Raw genomic sequence first — 20,975 nt, 5'->3', positions numbered from 1 at the left:
TATATGTGAACCATTTTATTATAAACTAAGTAGTTATGAAATCAGCGTTTTCAGATTTTATTTCCGGGAAAAAGGGGATTTATGGTATTCTTCACATTATTATATTAATAATGTCTCTTTTTCTGGTTATCAGTATCTCGGTGGATACTTTTAAGGGAATTCCGTTCTATACACAGTCTTCTTACATGAAGGTACAGCTATGTATCTGCCTTTGGTTTCTTTTCGATTTTGTGTTGGAGTTCTTTTTGGCAAAACATAAAGGACGCTATCTGCGGACACACTTTATCTTTTTATTGGTGGCTATCCCTTATCAGAATATCATCGCATATTATGGATGGACGTTTTCGGATGAGATTACCTACCTGCTTCGTTTCATTCCTTTATTAAGAGGAGGATATGCGCTTGCTATTGTGGTCGGCTGGCTGACTTACAACCGGGCTTCGAGCCTGTTTGTCTCTTATCTGACGATGTTGCTGGCAACAGTTTATTTCTCCAGTCTGGCATTTTTTGTGCTCGAGCATCGGGTAAATCCATTGGTGAATGATTATGGAGATGCCTTGTGGTGGGCTTTTATGGATGTTACTACCGTGGGGTCGAATATTATAGCGCAGACCGTGACCGGGCGCGTGCTTTCCGTTTTGCTGGCCGCCTTGGGTATGATGATGTTTCCTATCTTTACGGTTTATATTACAAATCTGATTCAACAATCCAACAAGCGTAGAAAGCAATATTACGAAGAGGAGGAACAACAGAAAAAGGCTTCCGCCCAAAAGGAATCGGCAGAAAAAGCTGTCGTACAGAAGGTTAATACATAATATGCTTGTGTGGCGGATAAAAACAGATAGAATGAGAGTAATTGTAATGTGTTGAAAATCAGCTTAGAAATACTTTTCTTAATAGTATTATTACTTTTCTTTATAAGCATGGAAGGAAAAGGGGAGGAAAAGTGGAATAACTTTCTATCTTTGTAGAAAAGAGACAGAGGCAAACAGCTGTTAGTTGCTGTCTCTAAATGAAGAAGTTCCACCTTATCCGGGTGAATAATAGTGACACTGATATACTCATTTTAATAACTGGAGTTGCATAGGGGTAAATTTAATTTGTTGTATTTGATAATTAATACCGTTTGTATTGAAAACACTGGTGGGGAGTCAAGCGGGAAATCAATGGGATAAGGAGGAATAGAAAAAGGTTACTATCGGGAGATAGTAACCTTTACCTACTTATAAAAGAGATCGAGAGAGAGTTTTAGTCAACAACGGTGATATGGTTGTTGCTAAACACATTTAATTCCAGCTTGTTCATGATGCATTGAATAGCTAACTGCGCTTTCACGGAGTTGCCCGATCCATCCAAAGGAGGAGCAAAGGCAGCAATACCGAACTGTCCGGGCAGTACACCCATCACACCACCGCCTACACCTGTTTTGGCAGGAATACCGGAAGTGTACATCCAGTCGCCGGTATGTTCATAGAAACCTACTGCGGCAATCATGGCAGTGATTTTAGGAGCCAGCGTGGCATCAAAAACTTCTTTCTTAGTCACCGGATTTACACCACCGTTGGCGATTGTGCCGGCTGCAATGGAAAGCTGCAATGCAGTCACTCCTAATGAGCACTGACGGGTGTAGAGGTCTAATGACATATCCGGATCATCATAAATCCGATTATAATTTTTCAGCAACCATGCGATAGAACGGTTGTTGAAGTTGGTATCCGATTCGGACTTGTACAATTCATCAATCAACTGTGGGGCGCTGCCGCATAAATCGGTCACGTTTCCTACGATGGCATCCCATTTCTTGGCAGAGTCGCCAATGGGCTGCACCATGCTGCAGGCGGAGATGGCTCCGGCGTTTACCAGCGGAGTAGACGGATGGTCGTTCTCCAGCAAGATGGCGATAATTGAATTGAAAGGTAAGCCTGTTGCATCGGCTCCAATCTTGTCCAGGATTTCTTTGGCACCATATTGGCGCAGTGCCAGAATAGCCGTATGTACTTTGGATACGGATTCTATACCGAAGCGGTAGTCAGTATCTCCCACATGGATGGTCTGCCCGTTGAGCAGGCAGACACTGATTCCAAAGAGATCTTTGTTGACATTTGCCAGGTAGGGGATATAGTCGGCGTTCTTGCCGCCGGTATTAGTCTTTACCTGATCGTATGCCTCCTGTACCACTTCTTTCAATTGAGCGAGTGTTACTTTTTTATCCATAGATCTTTTTTATTTTTTTACGGTTTTACGACGACCACCATGGTTGAACATCTTAGCTTCTACCGGAAGATTCTTTTCTTGAGCCATACGGGTAGGGGTAGGATATTCCAGTTTTTCCAGTTCGGTGATGGCGTTGTTGATGTCGCCCAGTAGCATATCTGCCATATCGCGGCTGAATCCCTGACGGACAACGACACGCATCACTACATAATCTTCCAGTTTGGAAGGCAAGGTGTAAGCAGGAACCATCCAACCGTGTTGGGATAGTTTGTCTTGCAAATCGTACAAGGTCCATTTGGCGTTCTTTGCATATTCTGGTTTCAGATACCAGATGAATAATGGGTTCACAACATCATTAGAGTAGTTGACAAACGGAACCATCTTGGCTATTTCGCTGTGGATATATTTAGCAATTTGCAGGGAGTTGTACTGCACTTCTTTGTATCCCTGGAATCCTAAACGGATGAATTGATAATATTGTCCCAGGATTTGTGCAGCCGGACGGGAGAAGTTCAAACCTACCTGTGTAATGTTGGCACCCAGATAATTTACGCTGAATGACATTTCTTCGGGCAGATATTCTTTGCCTTTCCAGCAAACCCATCCGAGTCCCGGATATACCAAACCAAACTTATGGCCGGATACGCTGATAGAAAGTACCCATTTCAAACGGAAGTCCCATTTCTTTTCCGGATACAGGAACGGAAGGATGAAACCACCACTGGCGGCATCTACGTGGATAGGAATGTCATAACCGGTCTTGGCATTGTAAGCATCCAGTGCTTTGTCCAATGCTTCGACGTCATCATTCAGTCCAGTCCATGTAACACCCTGGATAGGCACGATACAGATGGTGTTTTCATCACACATTTTCAAAGCTTCTTCGGGGTCAAGAGTGGTTTTTTCGAGTGTCAAAGGCACTTCACGCATTTCAATCTGCCACAACTGTGCAAACTTTTCCCAAACAACCTGGAAACCTGTAGAAATAACAAAGTTTGGTTTATCAAACGGTTTGCCCTGTGCTTGTCTTTTCTTACGCCAACGCAACCAGGCAGCTACACCACCCAACATACATGCTTCCGAAGAACCGATAGCCAGCGCACCGGTTTTCCAAGTGTCTTTTTCAGGAGAGTTCCACAAGTTGGCAACGATGTTGATACATTTACCGTTCATCACTGCGATACGCGGATATTCTGTTTCATCAATGTAGTTGATGTTAATGGCCTCATTCATCAGCTTAGTGGCGTATTCATCCATATAAGTAGTCACGAAAGTAGCCAGATTCAAACGTGGTTGGGTTTGAGCAAATGTTTCATCTTTCACCATTTGATAGGCGACTTCAGGAGTAGTAGGTCCATCAGGTATTTTCTCTATCGGAGAGGGTTGTAACATTCTGTCTGAACCAAATACATCGGTTTTTGCATCACCTTTTCTGAAATTTAAATCTTCCATACTAATTTGTTTTTTTAAAGGTTTAGGGCGATGGGGATTTTCCCCGTCGAATTTCCCACAACAACAGCAGATAGTTTTGAAAGTTTCCGGGTTTTACATTATTTGGCGTTTATTAAGGAGGAGGATGCCCTTATTGAAACGTGCCTATTCACCACGGAGGACGCAGAGGACACAAAGGTGAATCTTGGTCATTTCCGTGCAGAAATGAGCTAAATGATAATTTTGCGGAGTGCCCTGAAAGGGCTTAATTATATAGTGTAGGGCAACGCCCTACGTAAAAACGACAATCTGAATTTGCGCCCTGAAAGGGCATAATTGTATACAGTTCCGCCCTTTCAGGGCTTGTGGCTGGTGTGTCTTTTTCGTAGGGCGTTGCCCTACGCTATATAATTAAGCCCTTTCAGGGCACCCCAATAAATATATAATTGTAAGGCTTTCAGCCTAACTGCAAAATTCCCATTTAACCGCTAAATTCCCATTTAATTAAGAACTGTACTGAAATGAACTAAATGATCATTTATTTTTAGACATAAGAACAAAAGAACATAAATGCTGCGCTTTGAAACTTATTTCTGTTGCTTATTGAACTGCTATTTTATTTTTTGTTCTTATGTTCTTCTGTCTGTATTAAATTCTCATTTAACTAAGAACTGCATAGAAACGAGTTAAACGTTGCGCTAATGAATGGGTCAAGGGTGAGGGGTGGTGAGGGTAGATTTATAACCTTTTATTTTATTATTTTCTATACTATCTCCTTTTTTTATCTATAAAAAAAATACGAAAGTTATAAATCTACCCTCACCACCCCTCACCCTTGACCCATATCTTATAATAAAAAGATAACGGAGAATCTTAAAAACTCAATCATCTTTTTCAGATTTACCACAACGTTTCCAGAATGCTCCATTATTTTATTCAAAACGGTACCGGCATGAACAAGGTTCCCTTCTGTGTCCTCTGCGTCCTCTGTGGTGAATAAATGAACTTTATAAAGCGACTATTGTTTTCTTCAAACCTAAACTTTTAACGAATAAGCATTATGAAGATACAGACGGGACGAGGAACAATTCCTCTTATCACTTTAATTGCCATTTGGTCTATTTCGGCATTGACTTCATTGCCGGGACTCGCTGTTTCACCTATATTGGGTGACCTTACAAAGATATTTCCGAAAGCTACGGATCTGGACATACAGATGTTAACATCACTGCCATCATTGCTCATCATACCTTTTATATTGCTGGGTGGTAAACTGACGGAGAAAGTCGATTATGTCCGTGTATTGAAAGTCGGACTCTGGCTTTTTGCCGCAAGCGGTGTTCTGTATCTGATATCCAATCGAATGTGGCAGTTGATTGTGGTTAGTGCTCTGCTCGGTATCGGGTCCGGACTTATTATCCCTTTGTCTACCGGATTGGTTTCCAGATATTTTGTGGGAACTTATCGGGTGAAACAGTTCGGGTTGAGTTCGGCCATAACTAATTTTACGTTAGTGATAGCAACTGCCGTGACGGGCTATCTGGCAGAAGTCAGTTGGCACCTGCCTTTTCTTGTTTATCTTCTTCCGTTGGTTTCCATTCTGCTGGTGGGACATTTGAAAGAAGACCGGTCCGGAGAAGCCGCTTTAACGGCATCTTCTTCGTCTGATACTACTACTACTACGGCGGCAAATGTAGCAACTACGAATGCGGCGACGGTGACTTTGCCGGAGACGAATTCAGCGGACGACAGCAAAGCTGCCCGACAGTCTGCCATAGACATTGGAGGCAGCAAATATGGTATTCACATCAAGCATCTGATAGAATTGATGCTTTTCTATGGGGTGATTACATATATCGTAATAGTAGTGATCTTCAATCTGCCTTTCTTAATGGAAAAGCATCATTTCTCCAGTGGTAATTCCGGACTGATGATTTCGCTTTTCTTCCTGGCTATCACGGCTCCGGGCTTCTGTCTGGATAAAATTGTAGGCTTGCTTAAAGAACGTACGAAGGCATATAGCCTGTTGTCGATGGCATTGGGACTATTATTAATCTGGATAGCTCCGATAGAGTGGTTGATTATTCCCGGGTGTATTCTGGTCGGTTTAGGGTATGGCATTATCCAGCCCATGCTTTATGACAAGACCACGCAGACCGCATTACCGCAAAAGACCACATTAGCTTTGGCATTTGTGATGATGATGAACTACCTGGCTATTTTGCTCTATCCCTTTATCGTCGATTTTTTCCAGTGGGTATTCCATACCCAATCGCAAGAGTTTCCGTTTATCTTTAATCTGCTGATTACTGTTGTCACTCTTTTCTGGGCATATCGGCGCCGTCATACCTTTTTGTTTAACGACCAATTGAAATAAAAAATGAAGAATAAGAAACTGGAAGCCAATCTTAGCATGGCCGTCTCGAAAGTTTTTAGCGGGTTAAATATGAATGCCCTGAAGTATCTTCTGCCTTTGTGGATGAGTCCGCTGATAGGAGCAACCCTTCGCTGCACGTTTGCAGCAGCAGCCTTTTGGGTAATCGGGTGGTTTATGCCTCCGGAAAAATCATCCGCCAAAGATAAATGGCTTCTTTTCCTGTTGGGGGCCTTGGGACTTTATGGCTTTATGTTTCTTTACCTGGCCGGATTGAGTAAAACGACTCCTGTTTCCAGTTCTATTTTTACCAGTCTCCAGCCTATTTGGGTTTTTCTCATGATGATATTCTTTTATAAGGAGAAGGCGACCACAAAAAAAATAATAGGAATTTCTATCGGTCTGATAGGAGCATTGGTTTGTATTTTAACCCAGCAAAGTGATGATTTGGCGTCCGATGCTTTCACGGGAAATATGCTTTGTCTTCTTAGCTCTGTGGTATATGCTGTCTATCTGATTCTTAGTCAGCGTATCTTGACTGCTATCGGAGCAATAACCATGTTGCGCTATACTTTTTCCGGTGCTGCTGTATCTGCTATAATAGTAACGTTCATTACGGGATTTGATGCCCCGGTATTCTCCATGCCGTTCCATTGGACACCTTTCCTTATCCTGATGTTCGTATTGATTTTCCCGACCACTATCAGTTATATGTTGTTGCCTGTCGGTTTGAAATATCTGAAGACAACGGTGGTTGCCATTTATGGTTATCTGATTCTGATTGTGGCAACTATTGCCTCCCTTGCTTTGGGACAAGACCGTTTTAGCTGGACGCAGACGTTTGCCATTATTTTTATCTGTATCGGAGTTTATTTGGTAGAAGTTGCCGAAAGCAAGGAACGATAAAAGTTTCTCCGTGTGGAACAGGTTGTTCCTCGGTGAGGAACACTTCGTTTCACACCGAGGAACACTTTGTTTCAAGGCATGGAACAAAAAAAGAGCGTCCTTCACAGAACACTCTTGCTTATTTCATCATCATGTTTTATAGAGAGGAGTTGATCGCTTGTGCTATGGACTTGAATTCTTCATCCGACAATTTCAGTTTCGGATTCGAGAACAACATATCCGATTCCTTTTGAATAGGAATTAAATGAATATGTGCATGAGGAACTTCCAGTCCGATAACCGCTTCGCCCACCTTTTTACAGGGGAAAGCTTTTTCAATGGCACGGACCACTTTCTTTGCAAATACATGCATAGCAGCCAGGTCCTCATCGCTCAAATCGAAAATATAGTCTACTTCCTGTTTGGGCACCACCAATGTATGTCCCTTTACCAACGGATTGATATCGAGAAACGCAAAAAACTTTTCGTTTTCCGCCACCTTGTAGCAGGGGATTTCGCCTGCGATGATTCTACTGAATATTGTTGCCATAACTTTTATTGATAAATGAAGGCAAGCCCCACAAGGAGACCTGCCTTTACGTTAAATTGATATGTTTACTACTTCCAATGCAATTTTGCCTTGTGGAACAGTGATTTCGGCTACATCACCCACCTTCTTGCCAAGCAGACCTTGTGCAATCGGGGTGTTAACGGAAATCTTTCCTTCCTTCAGGTTAGCTTCACTTTCGGAAACGATGGTATAAGTCATCTTCATACCGTTCTTTACATTCTTCAGTTCCACTTTATTTAAAATCTGTACAGAATCTGTTTTCAGCTTAGATTCATCAATGATTTTTGCGTCTGCAATGGTAGCTTTCAATTTGTTGATGCGCATTTCAAGCATACCCTGCGCCTCTTTGGCGGCATCGTATTCTGCATTTTCCGACAAGTCTCCTTTATCTCTGGCTTCGGCTATTGCCGCAGAGATCTTCGGGCGTTCCACTGTTTCCAGTTCCTTCAGTTCCGCCATCAGTTTCTTGTAACCTTCTTCTGACATATAAGCCATGATGTTTTCCTCCTTTAATTGTTTTAAATGGTCATATAAACAAAAAAGAATTCCAACATGAGCCATGTTGGAACCCTCTTATCATTATTTCTTTGCAAAGATAGACTTTTAAGTGATACGTGTCAAGTGAAAAAAGATGCTATGTAACATATTTAAATGAAATATGCTAAATTATAACAACTTAGAGCAATGACTTGACAGCTGCTTCCAAATCCTTGATATCTTCGCCGCGAAGCTTTAATTCGTTGTTACGGTTAATCAAAAAGATAGATGGAACTTGACGAACATTATATACAGCTACGTTGGTAGAATATACTCCGTTTCCATCGCGTACACAAACCCAGGGAAGGTTGTCTGCCGCAGTTTTCCAGTAGTGTTCGTCCGCATCGAGAGATACTTGGTATATTTCCAGTCCTTGTTTTGCGTATTCATTATATAGTTCGCGAAGCATCAGGTTGTGAGGAGAACCGGCAGGCGACTGGAATACAGAGAAATCGAGCAATACGACTTTTCCTTTCAGGTCGGTCAGTTTGCGCACATTTCCTTTCACGTCACGCAGGGCGATGTCGATAATGCCGGTTTCCACAATTTTCTCTTGAGGAATCTCCAATGCTTTCGCCTGTGGCTGGCGCGTGTTCTTCATCCCCTTAATTACAATATTATAAAGGTTCTTGGAACGTACGGCATGAGGGAACGCATTGTTGAGGCTCGTAGCGACAGCAGCGAAACATTTCACATCATCTTTATTGTTCAACGGATCGAATATCAGATAATTATTGAGTTTCTGGAACAGGGCAAAGTAAGCGGCTGCCGTGTTGGGAGCAGCGAAAATATAGTTCACTTTGACATCTTCCTTGTAATTGTTGAGCAACGTTGCCAGACTGTCTTCAAATACATCATGCCCCATTCTGTTACTGCGTAAAGCTGCCAGCAAGTCGTCCACCTCTTTTTGCAGGCGGATCTGCTTCAGCGTCAGCTCTTTTATCTTGTTGCTGTTTTCCGAACCTTCCACCGTGTAAGTAGTGGAGAAATCCACATACGGCGCTTTGATCTGAATTGTTTCGATAGAATCTACAGAAAAATTGATGATTTTGTCGTCAATCCGCAAGCGATAAAATTCGGGTGATTCGGGACGAGGCTGCTTGAAACTGAATGTACCTTCCCCCTTCAGCTTCACTGAATCGAGTGGAACAATACCTTCCAGACCGGAAGCTTCGAGATAAAGCATTTTACCGTCGGCTCCTGATACATCCCCGTTCACCTGGAATTTAGGACCGGAACTACAAGCAGTAATAGTAAGTGCGGCGAGCGCTGCAAAAGTAACCTTTTTCATATAGTGTGTGTTATTAACGAGATGCAAATATACTTCTTTTCGAGATTAGTCAAAGCATTTTGCCGGGTTCTTCATCCTAATTTTGAAAAAAAATCAGTTCACCACTAACTTTTTACCTCATTTCCACCTGATTACCACGATAAATGTATATCTTTGCAGGAATTTTGAAAGAAAAAGTATAGATAAAACAATTTTTATGATTAACCCAATTGTTAAGACAATCGAGTTACCTGATGGAAGAACCATCACACTCGAGACGGGAAAGTTGGCAAAACAGGCAGACGGTTCTGTAATGCTTCGCATGGGCAACACCATGTTGTTAGCTACTGTTTGTGCCGCTAAAGATGCAGTTCCCGGAACAGATTTTATGCCTTTACAGGTAGAGTACAAAGAAAAATTTGCGGCATTCGGCCGTTTCCCTGGTGGTTTCACCAAGCGAGAAGGTAGAGCTTCTGATTATGAGATTCTTACTTGCCGTCTTGTAGACCGTGCTCTCCGTCCTTTATTCCCCGATAATTATCACGCAGAGGTATATGTGAACATCATCCTCTTTTCTGCTGATGGTGTGGATATGCCGGATGCATTGGCAGGACTTGCCGCTTCTGCAGCACTTGCCGTTTCAGATATTCCTTTCAACGGACCGATCTCTGAAGTGCGTGTAGCACGTATCGACGGTCAGTTCGTTATCAATCCTACTTTTGAACAACTGGAAAAAGCTGACATGGACTTGATGGTAGCCGCTACTTATGAGAACATCATGATGGTAGAAGGTGAAATGCATGAAGTATCTGAAGCTGAATTGCTGGAAGCAATGAAAGTGGCTCACGAAGCTATCAAGATTCATTGCAAAGCGCAGATGGAGTTGACTGAAGAGGTTGGAAAAACTGTAAAACGTGAATACAACCACGAAGTAAACGACGAAGACTTGCGCAAGGCTGTTCGCGAAGCATGTTACGACAAGGCTTACGCAGTTGCTGCTTCCGGAAACAATAACAAACACGAACGTTTTGCTGCTTTCGAAGCGATCCGCGAAGAATTCAAAGCTCAATTCTCTGAAGAAGAATTGGACGAAAAGGCTGCATTGATCGATCGTTACTACCACGATGTAGAAAAAGAGGCCATGCGCCGTTCTATCCTTGACGAAGGTAAGCGTCTGGATGGTCGTAAGACTACCGAAATCCGCCCGATCTGGTGTGAAGTAGGTCCTCTGCCTGGCCCTCACGGATCTGCTATCTTTACTCGTGGTGAAACACAGTCATTGACTTCTGTTACTCTGGGTACAAAACTGGATGAGAAGATTATCGACGATGTTTTGGAACACGGAAAAGAACGTTTCTTGTTACACTATAACTTCCCTCCTTTCTCTACAGGCGAAGCAAAAGCACAACGTGGTGTAGGCCGTCGTGAAATCGGTCACGGTCACTTGGCTTGGCGTGCTTTGAAAGGACAGATTCCTGCTGACTATCCGTATGTAGTACGTGTGGTTTCAGATATCCTCGAATCTAACGGTTCTTCTTCTATGGCTACCGTATGTGCCGGCACATTGGCATTGATGGATGCAGGTGTGAAGATCAAGAAACCGGTATCGGGTATCGCTATGGGATTGATTAAGAATCCGGGCGAAGAAAAATATGCTGTATTGTCTGATATCCTGGGTGACGAAGACCACTTGGGAGATATGGACTTCAAGGTGACCGGAACAAAAGACGGTATCACTGCTACACAGATGGATATCAAGGTAGACGGTCTGTCTTATGACATTCTGGAACGTGCTTTGAACCAGGCTAAAGAAGGACGTATGCATATCCTTAATAAGATTACTGAAACAATTGCTGAACCACGTGCCGACCTGAAAGAACATGCTCCACGTATCGAAACGATGACAATTCCTAAAGAATTCATCGGTGCTGTGATCGGCCCTGGTGGAAAGATCATCCAAGGTATGCAGGAAGAAACTGGTGCTGTGATTACTATCGAAGAAATTGATGGTATGGGACGCATCGAAGTTTCCGGAACAAACAAGAAATGTATTGATGATGCAATGCGCATGATTAAAGCAATCGTTGCTGTTCCTGAAGTAGGCGAAGTTTATAAAGGTAAAGTTCGTTCTATTATGCCTTATGGTGCATTTATCGAATTCTTGCCGGGCAAGGATGGTTTGCTGCACATCTCCGAAATTGACTGGAAACGTCTGGAAACAGTAGAAGAAGCCGGAATCAAAGAAGGTGATGAAATCGAGGTAAAACTGATTGATATCGATCCGAAAACTGGCAAATTCAAACTTTCACGCAAGGTATTGTTGCCAAGACCGGAAAAGAAGTAAGAAAGCGATAGCTTCTATATATAATGAAGGCTGTTTCAAATTTAATTTTGAAACAGCCTTCTTTTTTATTAGTATCCTCCGGAGTTGAACTGTTTTATATATAGAGTTAGTATATATTAGATTTATCCAGTTTATTAAAACCTTTAAAAAGATGAAAGACACCTTATTATATCCTCCCCAAAAAAGAATCGGAAAGTACCCCCATACTTCCCGATTCGAAACAGTCAAAAATCGACCTTAATCAATTTATTAACTTAACACGTCGCAAAGATATGAGAAAAATTTCTTTGAAAGAGCTTTTTTATTTAAAAAGTTTATGATACAGGCAAATATACCAGTTAATAAGGTCGTTTTTCTTGCTTTAAAACCAAAGCTTCACTCCTTTTAAAGGAACGACCCCTTCCTTTAAAAGGAAGAGGCCGTTGGTTCTAAAGAAATCTGGTGGGGTGTTTATATAGAAATTTGGATTAATGATTTTTCAATTATATAAATCCGTTTACAAGTTTGTTTTATACTCCTCTTTTATTCGTATTATGTGTGCTAAGTTCTTTTCCAGTAATTCATTTAGCTCATCATCCGAAAAACATTCTCCTAAATAGATCGTGCTTTCTGTTTCAAAATCAAATGATTCGTCGTCTTCATTCACAACAATCTCAATTTTTCCTTGTGCATCTGTAGAGATCACTGCATTGTATTTAGTCATCAATTCTTTGAGCCCTTTTATGAACCTGTATTCTTTGCTTGTCAATATTCTTTTCATCTTCACTTGCTCTTTTGTTTTGTTGCCCTTTCGTGCGGTAAAGTTCGTGATAATTTAACACATTATGCGCTGTTTGAAGTATTCATTTTATTCTATTTGTCAAGTTGTAATATTCCTTTTATCCATATTATCACATCTATTCGTTTTTTTCGTATATTTGCTTCGAGCGAAACTTTTCATTTGTATATTTGTTGGATTTTAAAAAGAAAGAAAATAAAAATGGAAACAGAAGAATTGACAATTGGGAGAGTCCATCACGGACGCAATATACGTCGTACCCGTATTGAAAAGAATATGAACCAGGAGGGTTTGAGTGAATTAGTACATCTCTCACAACCTGCTGTTTCTAAATATGAGAAGATGAAGGTGATTGATGATGAGATGTTGCAACGCTTTGCACGTGCATTGAATGTCCCTTTCGATTATCTCAAGACTTTGGAGGAGGATGCACAGACGGTGGTGTTTGAAAATAATACGGTGAATAATTCAGAACAAAGTGCAGGTGGGGCAAACATCAGCATGGGTATAGTTAAGTCTGATACCGAAGATAGTATTAATGATAGTCGAGTTAACAACTTCAATCCTATCGACAAAATCACTGAACTCTACGAGCGTCTTTTAAAAGAAAAGGATGAAAAGTATGCAGCATTAGAACGCCGTTTGCAGAATATTGAAAAAAGTCTGCAGAAATAAGAGACAGATAAATTGAAAGGAATCGCAATATGATGAAACAAATACCTTACGGAATAACTGATTTTAGCCGAATTCAGAAAGAGAATTATTATTATGTAGATAAGACAATGTTCATTGAAAAAATAGAGATGCAACCGCCTTATCTGTTTCTGATACGTCCTCGTAGATTTGGGAAGAGTCTGACTTTGGCTATGTTAGAGGCCTATTATGACGTAAATCATGCTGAACAGTTTGACGAGTTGTTTGGTCAGCTATACATAGGTCAGCATCCGACGAAGCTTCACAATCAGTTTCTCATCATGCGATTTAATTTTTCGGAAGTGAGTTCCAATGTCAACGAAGTAGAACTATCGTTTAAGCTACATTGTTGTAGCAAACTTAAAGATTTTGTCTTTAAGTATGAAGATTTGTTAGGAAAAGAAATTTGGGATGTTCTTGATGAGAAAATACAAGAAGAACCCGGTGCTTTTCTGTCTGCGGTTAATTCCTATGCTACCCGTAAGAAAAATATTCGTATTTATTTACTTATTGATGAATACGATAATTTCACCAATACCATTCTTTCAACTTACGGTACGGAGTTTTACAGGAAAGCAACGCATGGCGAAGGTTTTATTCGTGGCTTCTTTAACGTGATAAAATCTGCCACTACCGGAACCGGAGCTGCTCTTGAACGGTTGTTTATTACCGGAGTGAGTCCGGTGACGATGGATGATGTAACTAGTGGCTTTAACATCGGAACCAATATCACAAATGATTCATGGTTTAATGATTTGGTTGGATTCAGTGAGAATGAGTTGCGTGAGATGCTGGAATATTATAAAGAGCAGGGAGTACTTCAAGAATCTATAGATGAAATAGTTGCCATGATGAAACCCAATTATGACAATTATTGCTTTAGTGAAGATACATTGGAACAGTGTATGTTTAATTCTGACATGGCACTTTATTTTCTGAAATCTTTTGTACTTCATCATAAAAAGCCTAAAGAAATTGTAGACCCTAACATTCGCACTGACTTTAACAAGTTGGCATACTTGATAAAATTAGATCATGGATTGGGAGAGAATTTTTCTGTTATAAAGGAAATAGCCGAGCAAGGAGAGATTATTACTGACATTGTTACTCATTTTTCTGCATTGGAGATGACGGACCCCAGTAATTTCAAGTCTTTATTATTCTATTTCGGACTTCTTTCCATCAAAGGTGTAGATATGGTGGGAAGACCCATCCTGCATGTACCGAATTTAGTTGTAAGAGAACAGCTTTTTAACTTCTTGATACAAGGCTACATCAAGCATGATATCTTTAAAATAGACATGAACAAGATGAGTGCTTTATTTGAGAATATGGCTTTCAGAGGAGATTGGAAACCTTTGTTCGATTTTATCGCCAACGCTGTTCGTGAGCAAAGCCGTATTCGTGAATATATTGAAGGTGAAGCGCACATTAAAGGCTTCTTGCTTGCTTATTTAGGAATGTATCGTTATTATCAACTTTATCCGGAATACGAATTGAATAAAGGCTTTGCAGATTTCTTCTTCAAACCTAGTCTGTCGGTTCCCGTACTTCCTCCTTTCACCTATCTGCTTGAGGTGAAATATGCAAAAGCCGGTGCTTCGGAAAAAGAAATACGTGCCCTTGCTGATGAGGCGCGCGAACAGTTACTTCGTTATAGTGAAGATGAGCTGGTGGCAGAAGCCAAGGCGAAAGGTGAACTGAAGTTAATTACTATTGTTTGGCGTAGCTGGGAGCTTGTTTTATTGGAGGAGGTAACTCTTTCTTAAGAAATAAGTACCATAAATGTTATTGTAAGGTTTGCGGTTCATCCATTTTACCTAGGGATATTCCTAAAATAATAAAATTTAAGGCAACTAATTCATTGCGAGTTAGTTGCCTTTTTTGTATCTTTAAGCATTCCCCCCAAAAAACGGTTTGACGGCCAAAACGGGGGTAATTAAAAATAAAAACACATGGTAAAGATACAAAAAATCTCAGAAATCGAACCTTGTTTAGGTTTTACCGAGTTCGATATGCTTAAAAAATATCGTCAAAGTTTTGCAACGAGTGAATTAGGTCGCCTCCATTCTCTGTTCCCTTTCTCGGAACTGGCCCGACAAATGCATTTGAAGTCCTCTCCTTTTGGGCGTAAAAGTTATTTTTCTCCCGAAGGTAAAATAGCCTTGATGGTCTTGAAGTCCTATACCAACTTTTCCGATGCACAACTGATTGAGCATTTAAACGGTAATATTCATTACCAGTTATTTTGTGGTGTTCAGATTGATCCGCTTCATCCACTAACCAATCCTAAAATCGTTAGTGCAATTCGTCAGGAACTAGCGGATCGCCTTGACGTTGAGTCCCTCCAGCTCATTCTTGCCGAGCATTGGACACCTTATCTTGAGAACCTTCATGTCTGTATGACCGATGCCACCTGTTATGAAAGTCATCTGCGTTTCCCTACTGATACCAAACTCTTATGGGAAGGTATTGTATGGCTTCATCGTCATCTGTGCAAACATTGCCAGACCTTGCACATACAACGTCCCCGTAACAAGTATCTTGATGTACGCCGTGCCTATCTTGCTTATAGCAAACTGCGTAAACGCAAGAAATCACAGACTCGTATGATTACACGAAGGTTACTTCAGTTATTGGAAAAGTTACTTGACCAGCTGGAGCTGCTTCATTCATCCTACAGGAACAGGCTTACACTATCCTCTGATTACCAAAGACGTTTCTCGGTCATACAGACAGTCCTTGAGCAAGGGAAGAATTTATTTGCAGGCAAAAAAGTGTCCAACCGTATCGTGAGTATCGACCGGCATTACCTTCGCCCCATTATCAGAGGCAAGGAAACCAAATCCGTTGAATTCGGAGCCAAAGTCAACAATATACAGATAGACGGAATCTCCTTTATAGAACATATCTCCTTTAAGGCTTTTAACGAAGGAGTACGTTTGAAAGACTGTATTCATCTGCAACAACAACTGACCGGGGTTAGGGTTAAGGCGCTTGCGGCGGATTCAATCTATGCCAATAATGCCAACCGGAAATTTTGTACAAAATATCATATAAGTACTTCCTTTAAGCGTAAGGGCAGAGCTGCCAAAGATGAGCCGCTTCGGAAAATCTTACGGTCGGAACTCAGCCGTGAAAGAGCTACCCGCCTGGAAGGAAGTTTTGGAACGCAGAAACAACATTACTCACTGGCCAGGATAAAAGCTAGAAACAGGAAAACGGAAGTACTTTGGAGTTTCTTTGGGATACATACAGCCAATGCGGTATGTATGATAGAAAAGGTCGAAAAGAAAAAAAGAAAGGCAGCATAATCTAACTAAAATAACAGGAAAAACAGGAGAGGTTTTAACTTCCCCTAAAAAAGACATGTACATAATGCATGGGTGGGAAGGAAAAAATAAGAATATGTAAACAATATTCTACAAAAAAGATAGAAGACTGGGAGAGTTGAACGAAAAAATCAAGAGAAAAGCTCACGTAAAGCAAAGCTTTTCTCTTGATTTTTTAGAAAGAGGAACATTTACTGAATATCCCTACCTAATTCTTGAAATGCTGATAAATAAGGAGATAACAGATAAAAGTATAAAGTAAAATAAGGTGAAACCGATAAATCAATAGTTTATGTTACTTATAAACTTGTATCGGCAATTCTCCTTTCAATGCTCCTATGGCATTAAAAGCTAACGACTCCATTTCATTCTCTCCCGGATAAACATAGATGGGAGCCAGGAAAGAGATTCTTTTTTTCAGCCTTGAAACCACATAGTCCGAATAAGCGATTCCTCCTGTCAGGAGGATAGCATCTACTTTCCCGCAAAGTACAGTAGCACTGGCGCCTATCGCTTTTGCAACATTATAAATCATGGCGTCCAGTATTAATTCCGCCTTTTTATCTCCTTCTTCTATCGATTGGATGATGGCAGGCACATCGGTCGTACCTAAATGAGCAGTCAATCCGGCACGTCCGGAAATACGTTTCTTCAATTCGTCTTTGGTATGCTGACCGCTAAAACAAAGGTCGATCAGTTGACCGGCAGGAAGTGTGCCGGCGCGTTCCGGTGAGAAAGGGCCTTCGCCGTCCAACGCATTGTTGGCGTCGATGGCTCTTCCATGGTGATGGACTGCGACAGAAATACCTCCTCCTAAATGGCAGATGATTAAATCCAACTCTTCGTATTGCGTCCCTTGTTCTTTGGCGAAACGCCGCGCGATTGCTTTTTGGTTCAAGGCGTGCCAGATGGTAATTTTCGGCATTAACGGAGAACCTGTAATGCGGGCTATGTCTTCCAGTTCATCCACCACTCCCGGATCAGCGATGAAAGCCGGGCAATCGGGTAGGGTGGCGGCCAGTTCGCTGGCAATCAGTCCTCCTAAGTTGCAGGCATGGGTACGCATGGCATGCACTGTATCACGTTTCATGGCATCGTTCACCTCATACACTCCGCCCGGTATCGGTTTCACCAAACCTCCGCGTCCGATGATTGCGTCAAAAGAAAAAGGAATCTTGTTATTCTCCAATTCTTGTAATACCAGATTTTTGCGGAATTCAAACTGATCTATTACCTCGGGAAAAGCAGACAGCTCTTCTACGGAATGTTTTATATTGCTGATAAATAACGGAGTCTCGTTTTCGTAAACCGCAATCTTTGTAGAAGTTGAGCCGGGGTTGATAACCAGTATTTTCATGAATGGTGAGTTTTAAATGGTGAATTTAGAATGATGAGTTGGTGACCTGACTGGCCTGTTTTCTGCACTCGCAATCTCCTGACACTTGTAAGCATGCCATCGCAATGCTATAATATTTGGACAAGCCGGAATCGCTACGCGACGGAAGTACTACAGGACAAATAGGTCCTTGCAGTAATCCTGCCATCTCTGCTTTTGCAAACAGGGAGACAGATTTGTAGAATGCATTGCCCGATTCGATGTTCGGGAATATCAGTACGTCTGCCTGTCCGTTGATAGGAGATACAATCCCTTTAATATCACCACTTGCCTGTTCGCACGCAGTACGTACATCCAGCGGGCCGTCAATAATCACATTTCCGAATTCTCCCGCTTCGGCAAGCTCTACGATATTCACATAATCTAATGAATGAGGGAACTTGGCACTCACTTTTTCCGTACAGTGAATCAATGCGACACGCGGCTGCTCGATGCCAAAGTGGCGGCAGGTACAGATAGCATACCAAATCATCTCTATGCGTTGTTGTAGCGTGGGACGCGGAATGACCGCAGCATCCGAAAAGAAAAGCAGTTTATGATAAGTAGGAATTTCCATCACTGCCAAATGCGTGAGGATTTTTCCTTTCGGCAACAACCCTTTTTCTTTGTCGAGTATGGCGTGCAGTAAGTTGTCTGTATTGATAATCCCTTTCATCAAAATATCGGCTCCCCCTTCGCGAACGATACGGACAGCCTCGCGTGCCGCTTCGTCCGGATTTTCGATATGGATAGTTTTTACATATTCGGGATATTGTTTGAGCGTGGGATATTTCTTCAGAATTGTAGAATCTCCAATCATAAGAAATTCTGCAATTCCCTCTTCCAGCGCACGAGAGATGGCATACTCTGTGTTAGGATCGTTGGCACAGACCACGGCAATTCGTTTTCTATGGTTTAGTTTTTTGAGATGGGCCGTTAGCTGGGCAAAATTTAGAATAGGTTCCATAACGTTAGATTTTTAGCAAATATCAGAAAAATGATTGAAAAAATAACGATTATAACCCGAAAAAATGCATCCGTTATGTAACATTTTGCTATATTTCATTTGTTTTGACTGTTGGATGTGCATGGAACCGTTTTTTCCTGTATTTTTGCAGATGAAAACAAATGCATCCGGGCAGTCTGGTATTTTATCAACGAAAGTCAATTAAATAAGAATATATATGGATATTCAATTTCCTCCCTTTTTGCAGAAAGGTGATAAAGTGGTTATTGTATCACCTTCGAGTAAGATAGACCAACAATTCCTGAAAGGAGCCAAGAAACGGATAGAATCATGGGGCTTGAAAGTGGCTATGGGAAAATATGCCGGAAGTTCATCCGGGAGATATGCCGGAACAATCAGGCAACGGCTGAAAGATTTGCAGGACGCGATGGACGACCCTGAGGTGAAAGCTATTCTGTGTAGTCGCGGAGGGTACGGGGCGGTACATTTGATTGATAAAATTGATTTTACGGCTTTTCGTGAACATCCGAAATGGTTACTGGGTTTTAGCGATATAACAGCGTTGCACAATCTGTTTCAGAAAAATGGATATGCTTCTCTACATTCGTTGATGGCCCGTCATCTTACGGTAGAACCGGAAGATGATCTTTGTACGAACTATCTGAAGGATATCTTATTTGGGAATATCCCTTCTTATACGTGCGAGAAGCACAAACTGAATAAGCAGGGGACTGCACAAGGCGTTTTGCATGGTGGTAATATGGCGGTAGCATACGGTTTGCGGGGAACTCCATACGATATTCCGGCAGAAGGGACGATACTGTTTATTGAAGATGTCAGCGAACGTCCGCATGCCATCGAGCGTATGATGTATAATTTGAAATTGGGAGGCGTGCTTGAAAAACTGTCCGGACTGATTATCGGCCAATTTACGGAATATGAAGAAGACTGTTCGTTGGGTAAGGAATTGTATGCAGCTTTGGCGGATTTAGTAAAAGAGTATGATTATCCGGTCTGCTTTAATTTTCCGGTAGGACACGTGACTCATAATCTGCCGCTTATAAATGGCGCAAAAGTGGAACTTGTGGTCGGAAAGAAAAATGTGGAACTGAAGTTTATATGTTAATAAACCATTCCATCTGAACGATGCTGTGATGAAAATAACTAATTTTGAAGCCCTAATAGATGAAAGGACGATGAAAAAGAAAACTATGATAGTATTAATGAGTGCCTTTTTGTTATTATCAGCATTCTCTTGCGGAGGAGGTAATAAGGCAAATAGTACGAGTGAACAAAGCGAAGAGACAGCAGTGAATGTACCTCAATTTGATGCGGATAGTGCTTATTTGTATGTAAAGAATCAGGTGGATTTCGGACCTCGTGTTCCTAATACAAAAGAACATGTTGCCTGTGGCAATTACCTTGCCGGTCAGTTGGAGGCTTTCGGTGCTCAAGTGACTAATCAATATGCAGATTTAATTGCTTATGACGGAACTCTGTTGAAAGCGAGAAACATTATCGGTTCTTATAAGCCGGAAAGCAAAAAACGAATCGCTCTGTTTGCGCACTGGGATACACGTCCATGGGCTGATAACGATCCTGACGAGAAGAATCATAATACTCCGATTTTGGGTGCCAATGATGGTGCCAGTGGTGTAGGGGCTTTATTGGAAATAGCTCGCTTGGTCAATCAGCAACAACCGGAGTTAGGTATCGATATTATTTTGCTGGATGCAGAGGATTATGGTGCGCCGCAGTTCTATACGGGGCAGCATAAAGAGGAATTCTGGTGTCTCGGATCACAGTATTGGGCACGCAATCCTCATGTACAGGGATATAATGCACGTTTTGGCATCCTGCTCGATATGGTGGGCGGTGAAGGTAGCGTGTTTATGAAAGAGGGATATTCTGAAGAATTTGCTCCCGATATAAATAAGAAAGTCTGGAAAGCGGCGAAGAAGATTGGCAACGGGAAGACGTTCATGGATGGTAACGGAGGATTTGTTACCGACGACCATCTGTTCATTAATCGCTTGGCACGTATTAAAACAATCGATATTATTCCATATAATCAGGAGGGTGACTTTACTCCGACATGGCATACCGTCAATGACAATATGGAGCATATAGATAAGAATACGTTGAAAGCAGTAGGCCAGACGGTATTGGAAGTGATCTATAATGAGAAATAACAGGATTAAATA

General features: G+C 41.6%; 18 protein-coding genes. 10 read left to right on the top strand and 8 right to left on the bottom strand.

Translation table 11 applies throughout. The annotated features are described in order from the left end of the window. Positions 1–35 precede the first annotated feature (35 nt). The gene (locus tag INE92_RS15975; protein WP_004316558.1) at positions 36–815 is read left to right on the top strand and encodes a potassium channel family protein; all 780 of its coding nucleotides are present in this window, start codon (positions 36–38) and stop codon (positions 813–815) included. Between the two features lie 433 nt (positions 816–1,248). Here INE92_RS15975 and glsA read toward each other — a convergent pair whose 3' ends face one another. Together glsA and INE92_RS15965 are read right to left on the bottom strand one after the other, a co-directional pair. Next, the gene (gene glsA, locus INE92_RS15970) at positions 1,249–2,214 is read right to left on the bottom strand and encodes a glutaminase A (protein ID WP_004316557.1); all 966 of its coding nucleotides are present in this window, start codon (positions 2,212–2,214) and stop codon (positions 1,249–1,251) included. 9 nt (positions 2,215–2,223) lie between these two features. Then, on the bottom strand, positions 2,224–3,666 hold the full coding sequence (locus INE92_RS15965) for a glutamate decarboxylase (RefSeq protein WP_008026137.1): 1,443 nt from the start codon (positions 3,664–3,666) through the stop codon (positions 2,224–2,226). A 30-nt stretch (positions 3,667–3,696) separates the two neighbouring features. Between INE92_RS15965 and INE92_RS27165 the strand changes: the two genes are divergently transcribed. The 3 genes from INE92_RS27165 to INE92_RS15955 all read left to right on the top strand — a co-directional run bounded on the left by INE92_RS27165 (position 3,697) and on the right by INE92_RS15955 (position 6,925). After that, positions 3,697–3,879, top strand: coding sequence for a hypothetical protein (locus INE92_RS27165; RefSeq protein ID WP_009040165.1), 183 nt, complete (start codon positions 3,697–3,699; stop codon positions 3,877–3,879). Between the two features lie 826 nt (positions 3,880–4,705). Continuing rightward, the gene (locus INE92_RS15960; RefSeq protein ID WP_195436774.1) at positions 4,706–6,022 is read left to right on the top strand and encodes an MFS transporter; all 1,317 of its coding nucleotides are present in this window, start codon (positions 4,706–4,708) and stop codon (positions 6,020–6,022) included. Between the two features lie 3 nt (positions 6,023–6,025). Further along, a complete protein-coding gene (locus tag INE92_RS15955) occupies positions 6,026–6,925 on the top strand; it encodes a DMT family transporter (protein WP_195436773.1) in 900 nt (299 codons plus the stop codon). 136 nt (positions 6,926–7,061) lie between these two features. Here the strand turns inward: INE92_RS15955 and INE92_RS15950 are convergent, their stop codons facing one another. The 3 genes from INE92_RS15950 to INE92_RS15940 form a co-directional block, all read right to left on the bottom strand. Continuing rightward, positions 7,062–7,454 (bottom strand): HIT family protein, encoded by a 393-nt coding sequence (locus INE92_RS15950; RefSeq protein WP_004316638.1) that lies wholly within the window; start codon positions 7,452–7,454, stop codon positions 7,062–7,064. A gap of 51 nt (positions 7,455–7,505) precedes the next feature. Then, the gene (gene greA, locus INE92_RS15945; RefSeq protein WP_032811363.1) at positions 7,506–7,970 is read right to left on the bottom strand and encodes a transcription elongation factor GreA; all 465 of its coding nucleotides are present in this window, start codon (positions 7,968–7,970) and stop codon (positions 7,506–7,508) included. A gap of 181 nt (positions 7,971–8,151) precedes the next feature. Further along, positions 8,152–9,303 (bottom strand): TlpA disulfide reductase family protein, encoded by a 1,152-nt coding sequence (locus tag INE92_RS15940; RefSeq protein ID WP_004316642.1) that lies wholly within the window; start codon positions 9,301–9,303, stop codon positions 8,152–8,154. Between the two features lie 196 nt (positions 9,304–9,499). Between INE92_RS15940 and pnp the strand changes: the two genes are divergently transcribed. Then, entirely contained in the window at positions 9,500–11,626 is a 2,127-nt protein-coding gene (pnp, locus tag INE92_RS15935) for a polyribonucleotide nucleotidyltransferase (RefSeq protein WP_004311937.1), read from the top strand. A gap of 496 nt (positions 11,627–12,122) precedes the next feature. Here pnp and INE92_RS15930 read toward each other — a convergent pair whose 3' ends face one another. Then, entirely contained in the window at positions 12,123–12,386 is a 264-nt protein-coding gene (locus INE92_RS15930; protein ID WP_008644935.1) for a hypothetical protein, read from the bottom strand. Between the two features lie 219 nt (positions 12,387–12,605). Here INE92_RS15930 and INE92_RS15925 point away from each other — a divergent pair, with 219 nt between their 5' ends. The 3 genes from INE92_RS15925 (at position 12,606) to INE92_RS15915 (ending at position 16,411) form a co-directional block, all read left to right on the top strand. Further along, positions 12,606–13,079, top strand: coding sequence for a helix-turn-helix domain-containing protein (locus INE92_RS15925; protein ID WP_004316645.1), 474 nt, complete (start codon positions 12,606–12,608; stop codon positions 13,077–13,079). Positions 13,080–13,108: 29 nt separating this feature from the next. Next, positions 13,109–14,866, top strand: a complete 1,758-nt coding sequence (locus INE92_RS15920; RefSeq protein WP_008018576.1) for an ATP-binding protein — start codon at positions 13,109–13,111, stop codon at positions 14,864–14,866. Between the two features lie 186 nt (positions 14,867–15,052). After that, entirely contained in the window at positions 15,053–16,411 is a 1,359-nt protein-coding gene (locus INE92_RS15915) for a transposase (RefSeq protein WP_211421184.1), read from the top strand. Between the two features lie 313 nt (positions 16,412–16,724). Here the strand turns inward: INE92_RS15915 and buk are convergent, their stop codons facing one another. Further along, positions 16,725–17,786 (bottom strand): butyrate kinase, encoded by a 1,062-nt coding sequence (gene buk / locus INE92_RS15910; protein WP_008018575.1) that lies wholly within the window; start codon positions 17,784–17,786, stop codon positions 16,725–16,727. 25 nt (positions 17,787–17,811) lie between these two features. Further along, positions 17,812–18,771: a phosphate acyltransferase gene (locus INE92_RS15905; RefSeq protein WP_008026160.1), complete on the bottom strand. Its 960-nt coding sequence runs from the start codon at positions 18,769–18,771 to the stop codon at positions 17,812–17,814. A 217-nt stretch (positions 18,772–18,988) separates the two neighbouring features. On the opposite strand from INE92_RS15905, the gene INE92_RS15900 reads away from it, so the two are divergent. Continuing rightward, positions 18,989–19,897 carry a S66 peptidase family protein gene (locus INE92_RS15900; RefSeq protein WP_015531658.1) on the top strand — a complete coding sequence of 303 codons (909 nt, stop codon included), beginning with the start codon at positions 18,989–18,991 and terminating at the stop codon, positions 19,895–19,897. 70 nt (positions 19,898–19,967) lie between these two features. Further along, positions 19,968–20,963, top strand: a complete 996-nt coding sequence (locus INE92_RS15895) for a M20 family metallopeptidase (RefSeq protein ID WP_004316652.1) — start codon at positions 19,968–19,970, stop codon at positions 20,961–20,963. Positions 20,964–20,975: the final 12 nt, after the last annotated feature.

The sequence above is a fragment of the Bacteroides xylanisolvens genome, from assembly GCF_018289135.1.
Taxonomy (GTDB): Bacteria; Bacteroidota; Bacteroidia; order Bacteroidales; family Bacteroidaceae; genus Bacteroides; species Bacteroides xylanisolvens.
This window is presented reverse-complemented; position numbering and strand designations above follow the sequence as displayed.

Bases quoted from the DNA above. Each gene is read 5' to 3' on its own strand.
- INE92_RS15955 (WP_195436773.1), top strand. From the start codon at position 6,026: ATGAAGAATAAGAAACTGGAAGCCAATCTTAGCATGGCCGTCTCGAAA.
- INE92_RS15915 (WP_211421184.1), top strand. From the start codon at position 15,053: ATGGTAAAGATACAAAAAATCTCAGAAATCGAACCTTGTTTAGGTTTT.
- INE92_RS15905 (WP_008026160.1), bottom strand. From the start codon at position 18,771: ATGGAACCTATTCTAAATTTTGCCCAGCTAACGGCCCATCTCAAAAAA.
- INE92_RS15900 (WP_015531658.1), top strand. From the start codon at position 18,989: ATGGATATTCAATTTCCTCCCTTTTTGCAGAAAGGTGATAAAGTGGTT.
- INE92_RS15960 (WP_195436774.1), top strand. From the start codon at position 4,706: ATGAAGATACAGACGGGACGAGGAACAATTCCTCTTATCACTTTAATT.
- INE92_RS15920 (WP_008018576.1), top strand. From the start codon at position 13,109: ATGATGAAACAAATACCTTACGGAATAACTGATTTTAGCCGAATTCAG.
- INE92_RS15930 (WP_008644935.1), bottom strand. From the start codon at position 12,386: ATGAAAAGAATATTGACAAGCAAAGAATACAGGTTCATAAAAGGGCTC.
- INE92_RS15965 (WP_008026137.1), bottom strand. From the start codon at position 3,666: ATGGAAGATTTAAATTTCAGAAAAGGTGATGCAAAAACCGATGTATTT.
- glsA (WP_004316557.1), bottom strand. From the start codon at position 2,214: ATGGATAAAAAAGTAACACTCGCTCAATTGAAAGAAGTGGTACAGGAG.
- pnp (WP_004311937.1), top strand. From the start codon at position 9,500: ATGATTAACCCAATTGTTAAGACAATCGAGTTACCTGATGGAAGAACC.
- greA (WP_032811363.1), bottom strand. From the start codon at position 7,970: ATGGCTTATATGTCAGAAGAAGGTTACAAGAAACTGATGGCGGAACTG.
- buk (WP_008018575.1), bottom strand. From the start codon at position 17,786: ATGAAAATACTGGTTATCAACCCCGGCTCAACTTCTACAAAGATTGCG.
- INE92_RS15950 (WP_004316638.1), bottom strand. From the start codon at position 7,454: ATGGCAACAATATTCAGTAGAATCATCGCAGGCGAAATCCCCTGCTAC.
- INE92_RS15895 (WP_004316652.1), top strand. From the start codon at position 19,968: ATGAAAAAGAAAACTATGATAGTATTAATGAGTGCCTTTTTGTTATTA.
- INE92_RS27165 (WP_009040165.1), top strand. From the start codon at position 3,697: ATGGGGATTTTCCCCGTCGAATTTCCCACAACAACAGCAGATAGTTTT.
- INE92_RS15940 (WP_004316642.1), bottom strand. From the start codon at position 9,303: ATGAAAAAGGTTACTTTTGCAGCGCTCGCCGCACTTACTATTACTGCT.
- INE92_RS15925 (WP_004316645.1), top strand. From the start codon at position 12,606: ATGGAAACAGAAGAATTGACAATTGGGAGAGTCCATCACGGACGCAAT.
- INE92_RS15975 (WP_004316558.1), top strand. From the start codon at position 36: ATGAAATCAGCGTTTTCAGATTTTATTTCCGGGAAAAAGGGGATTTAT.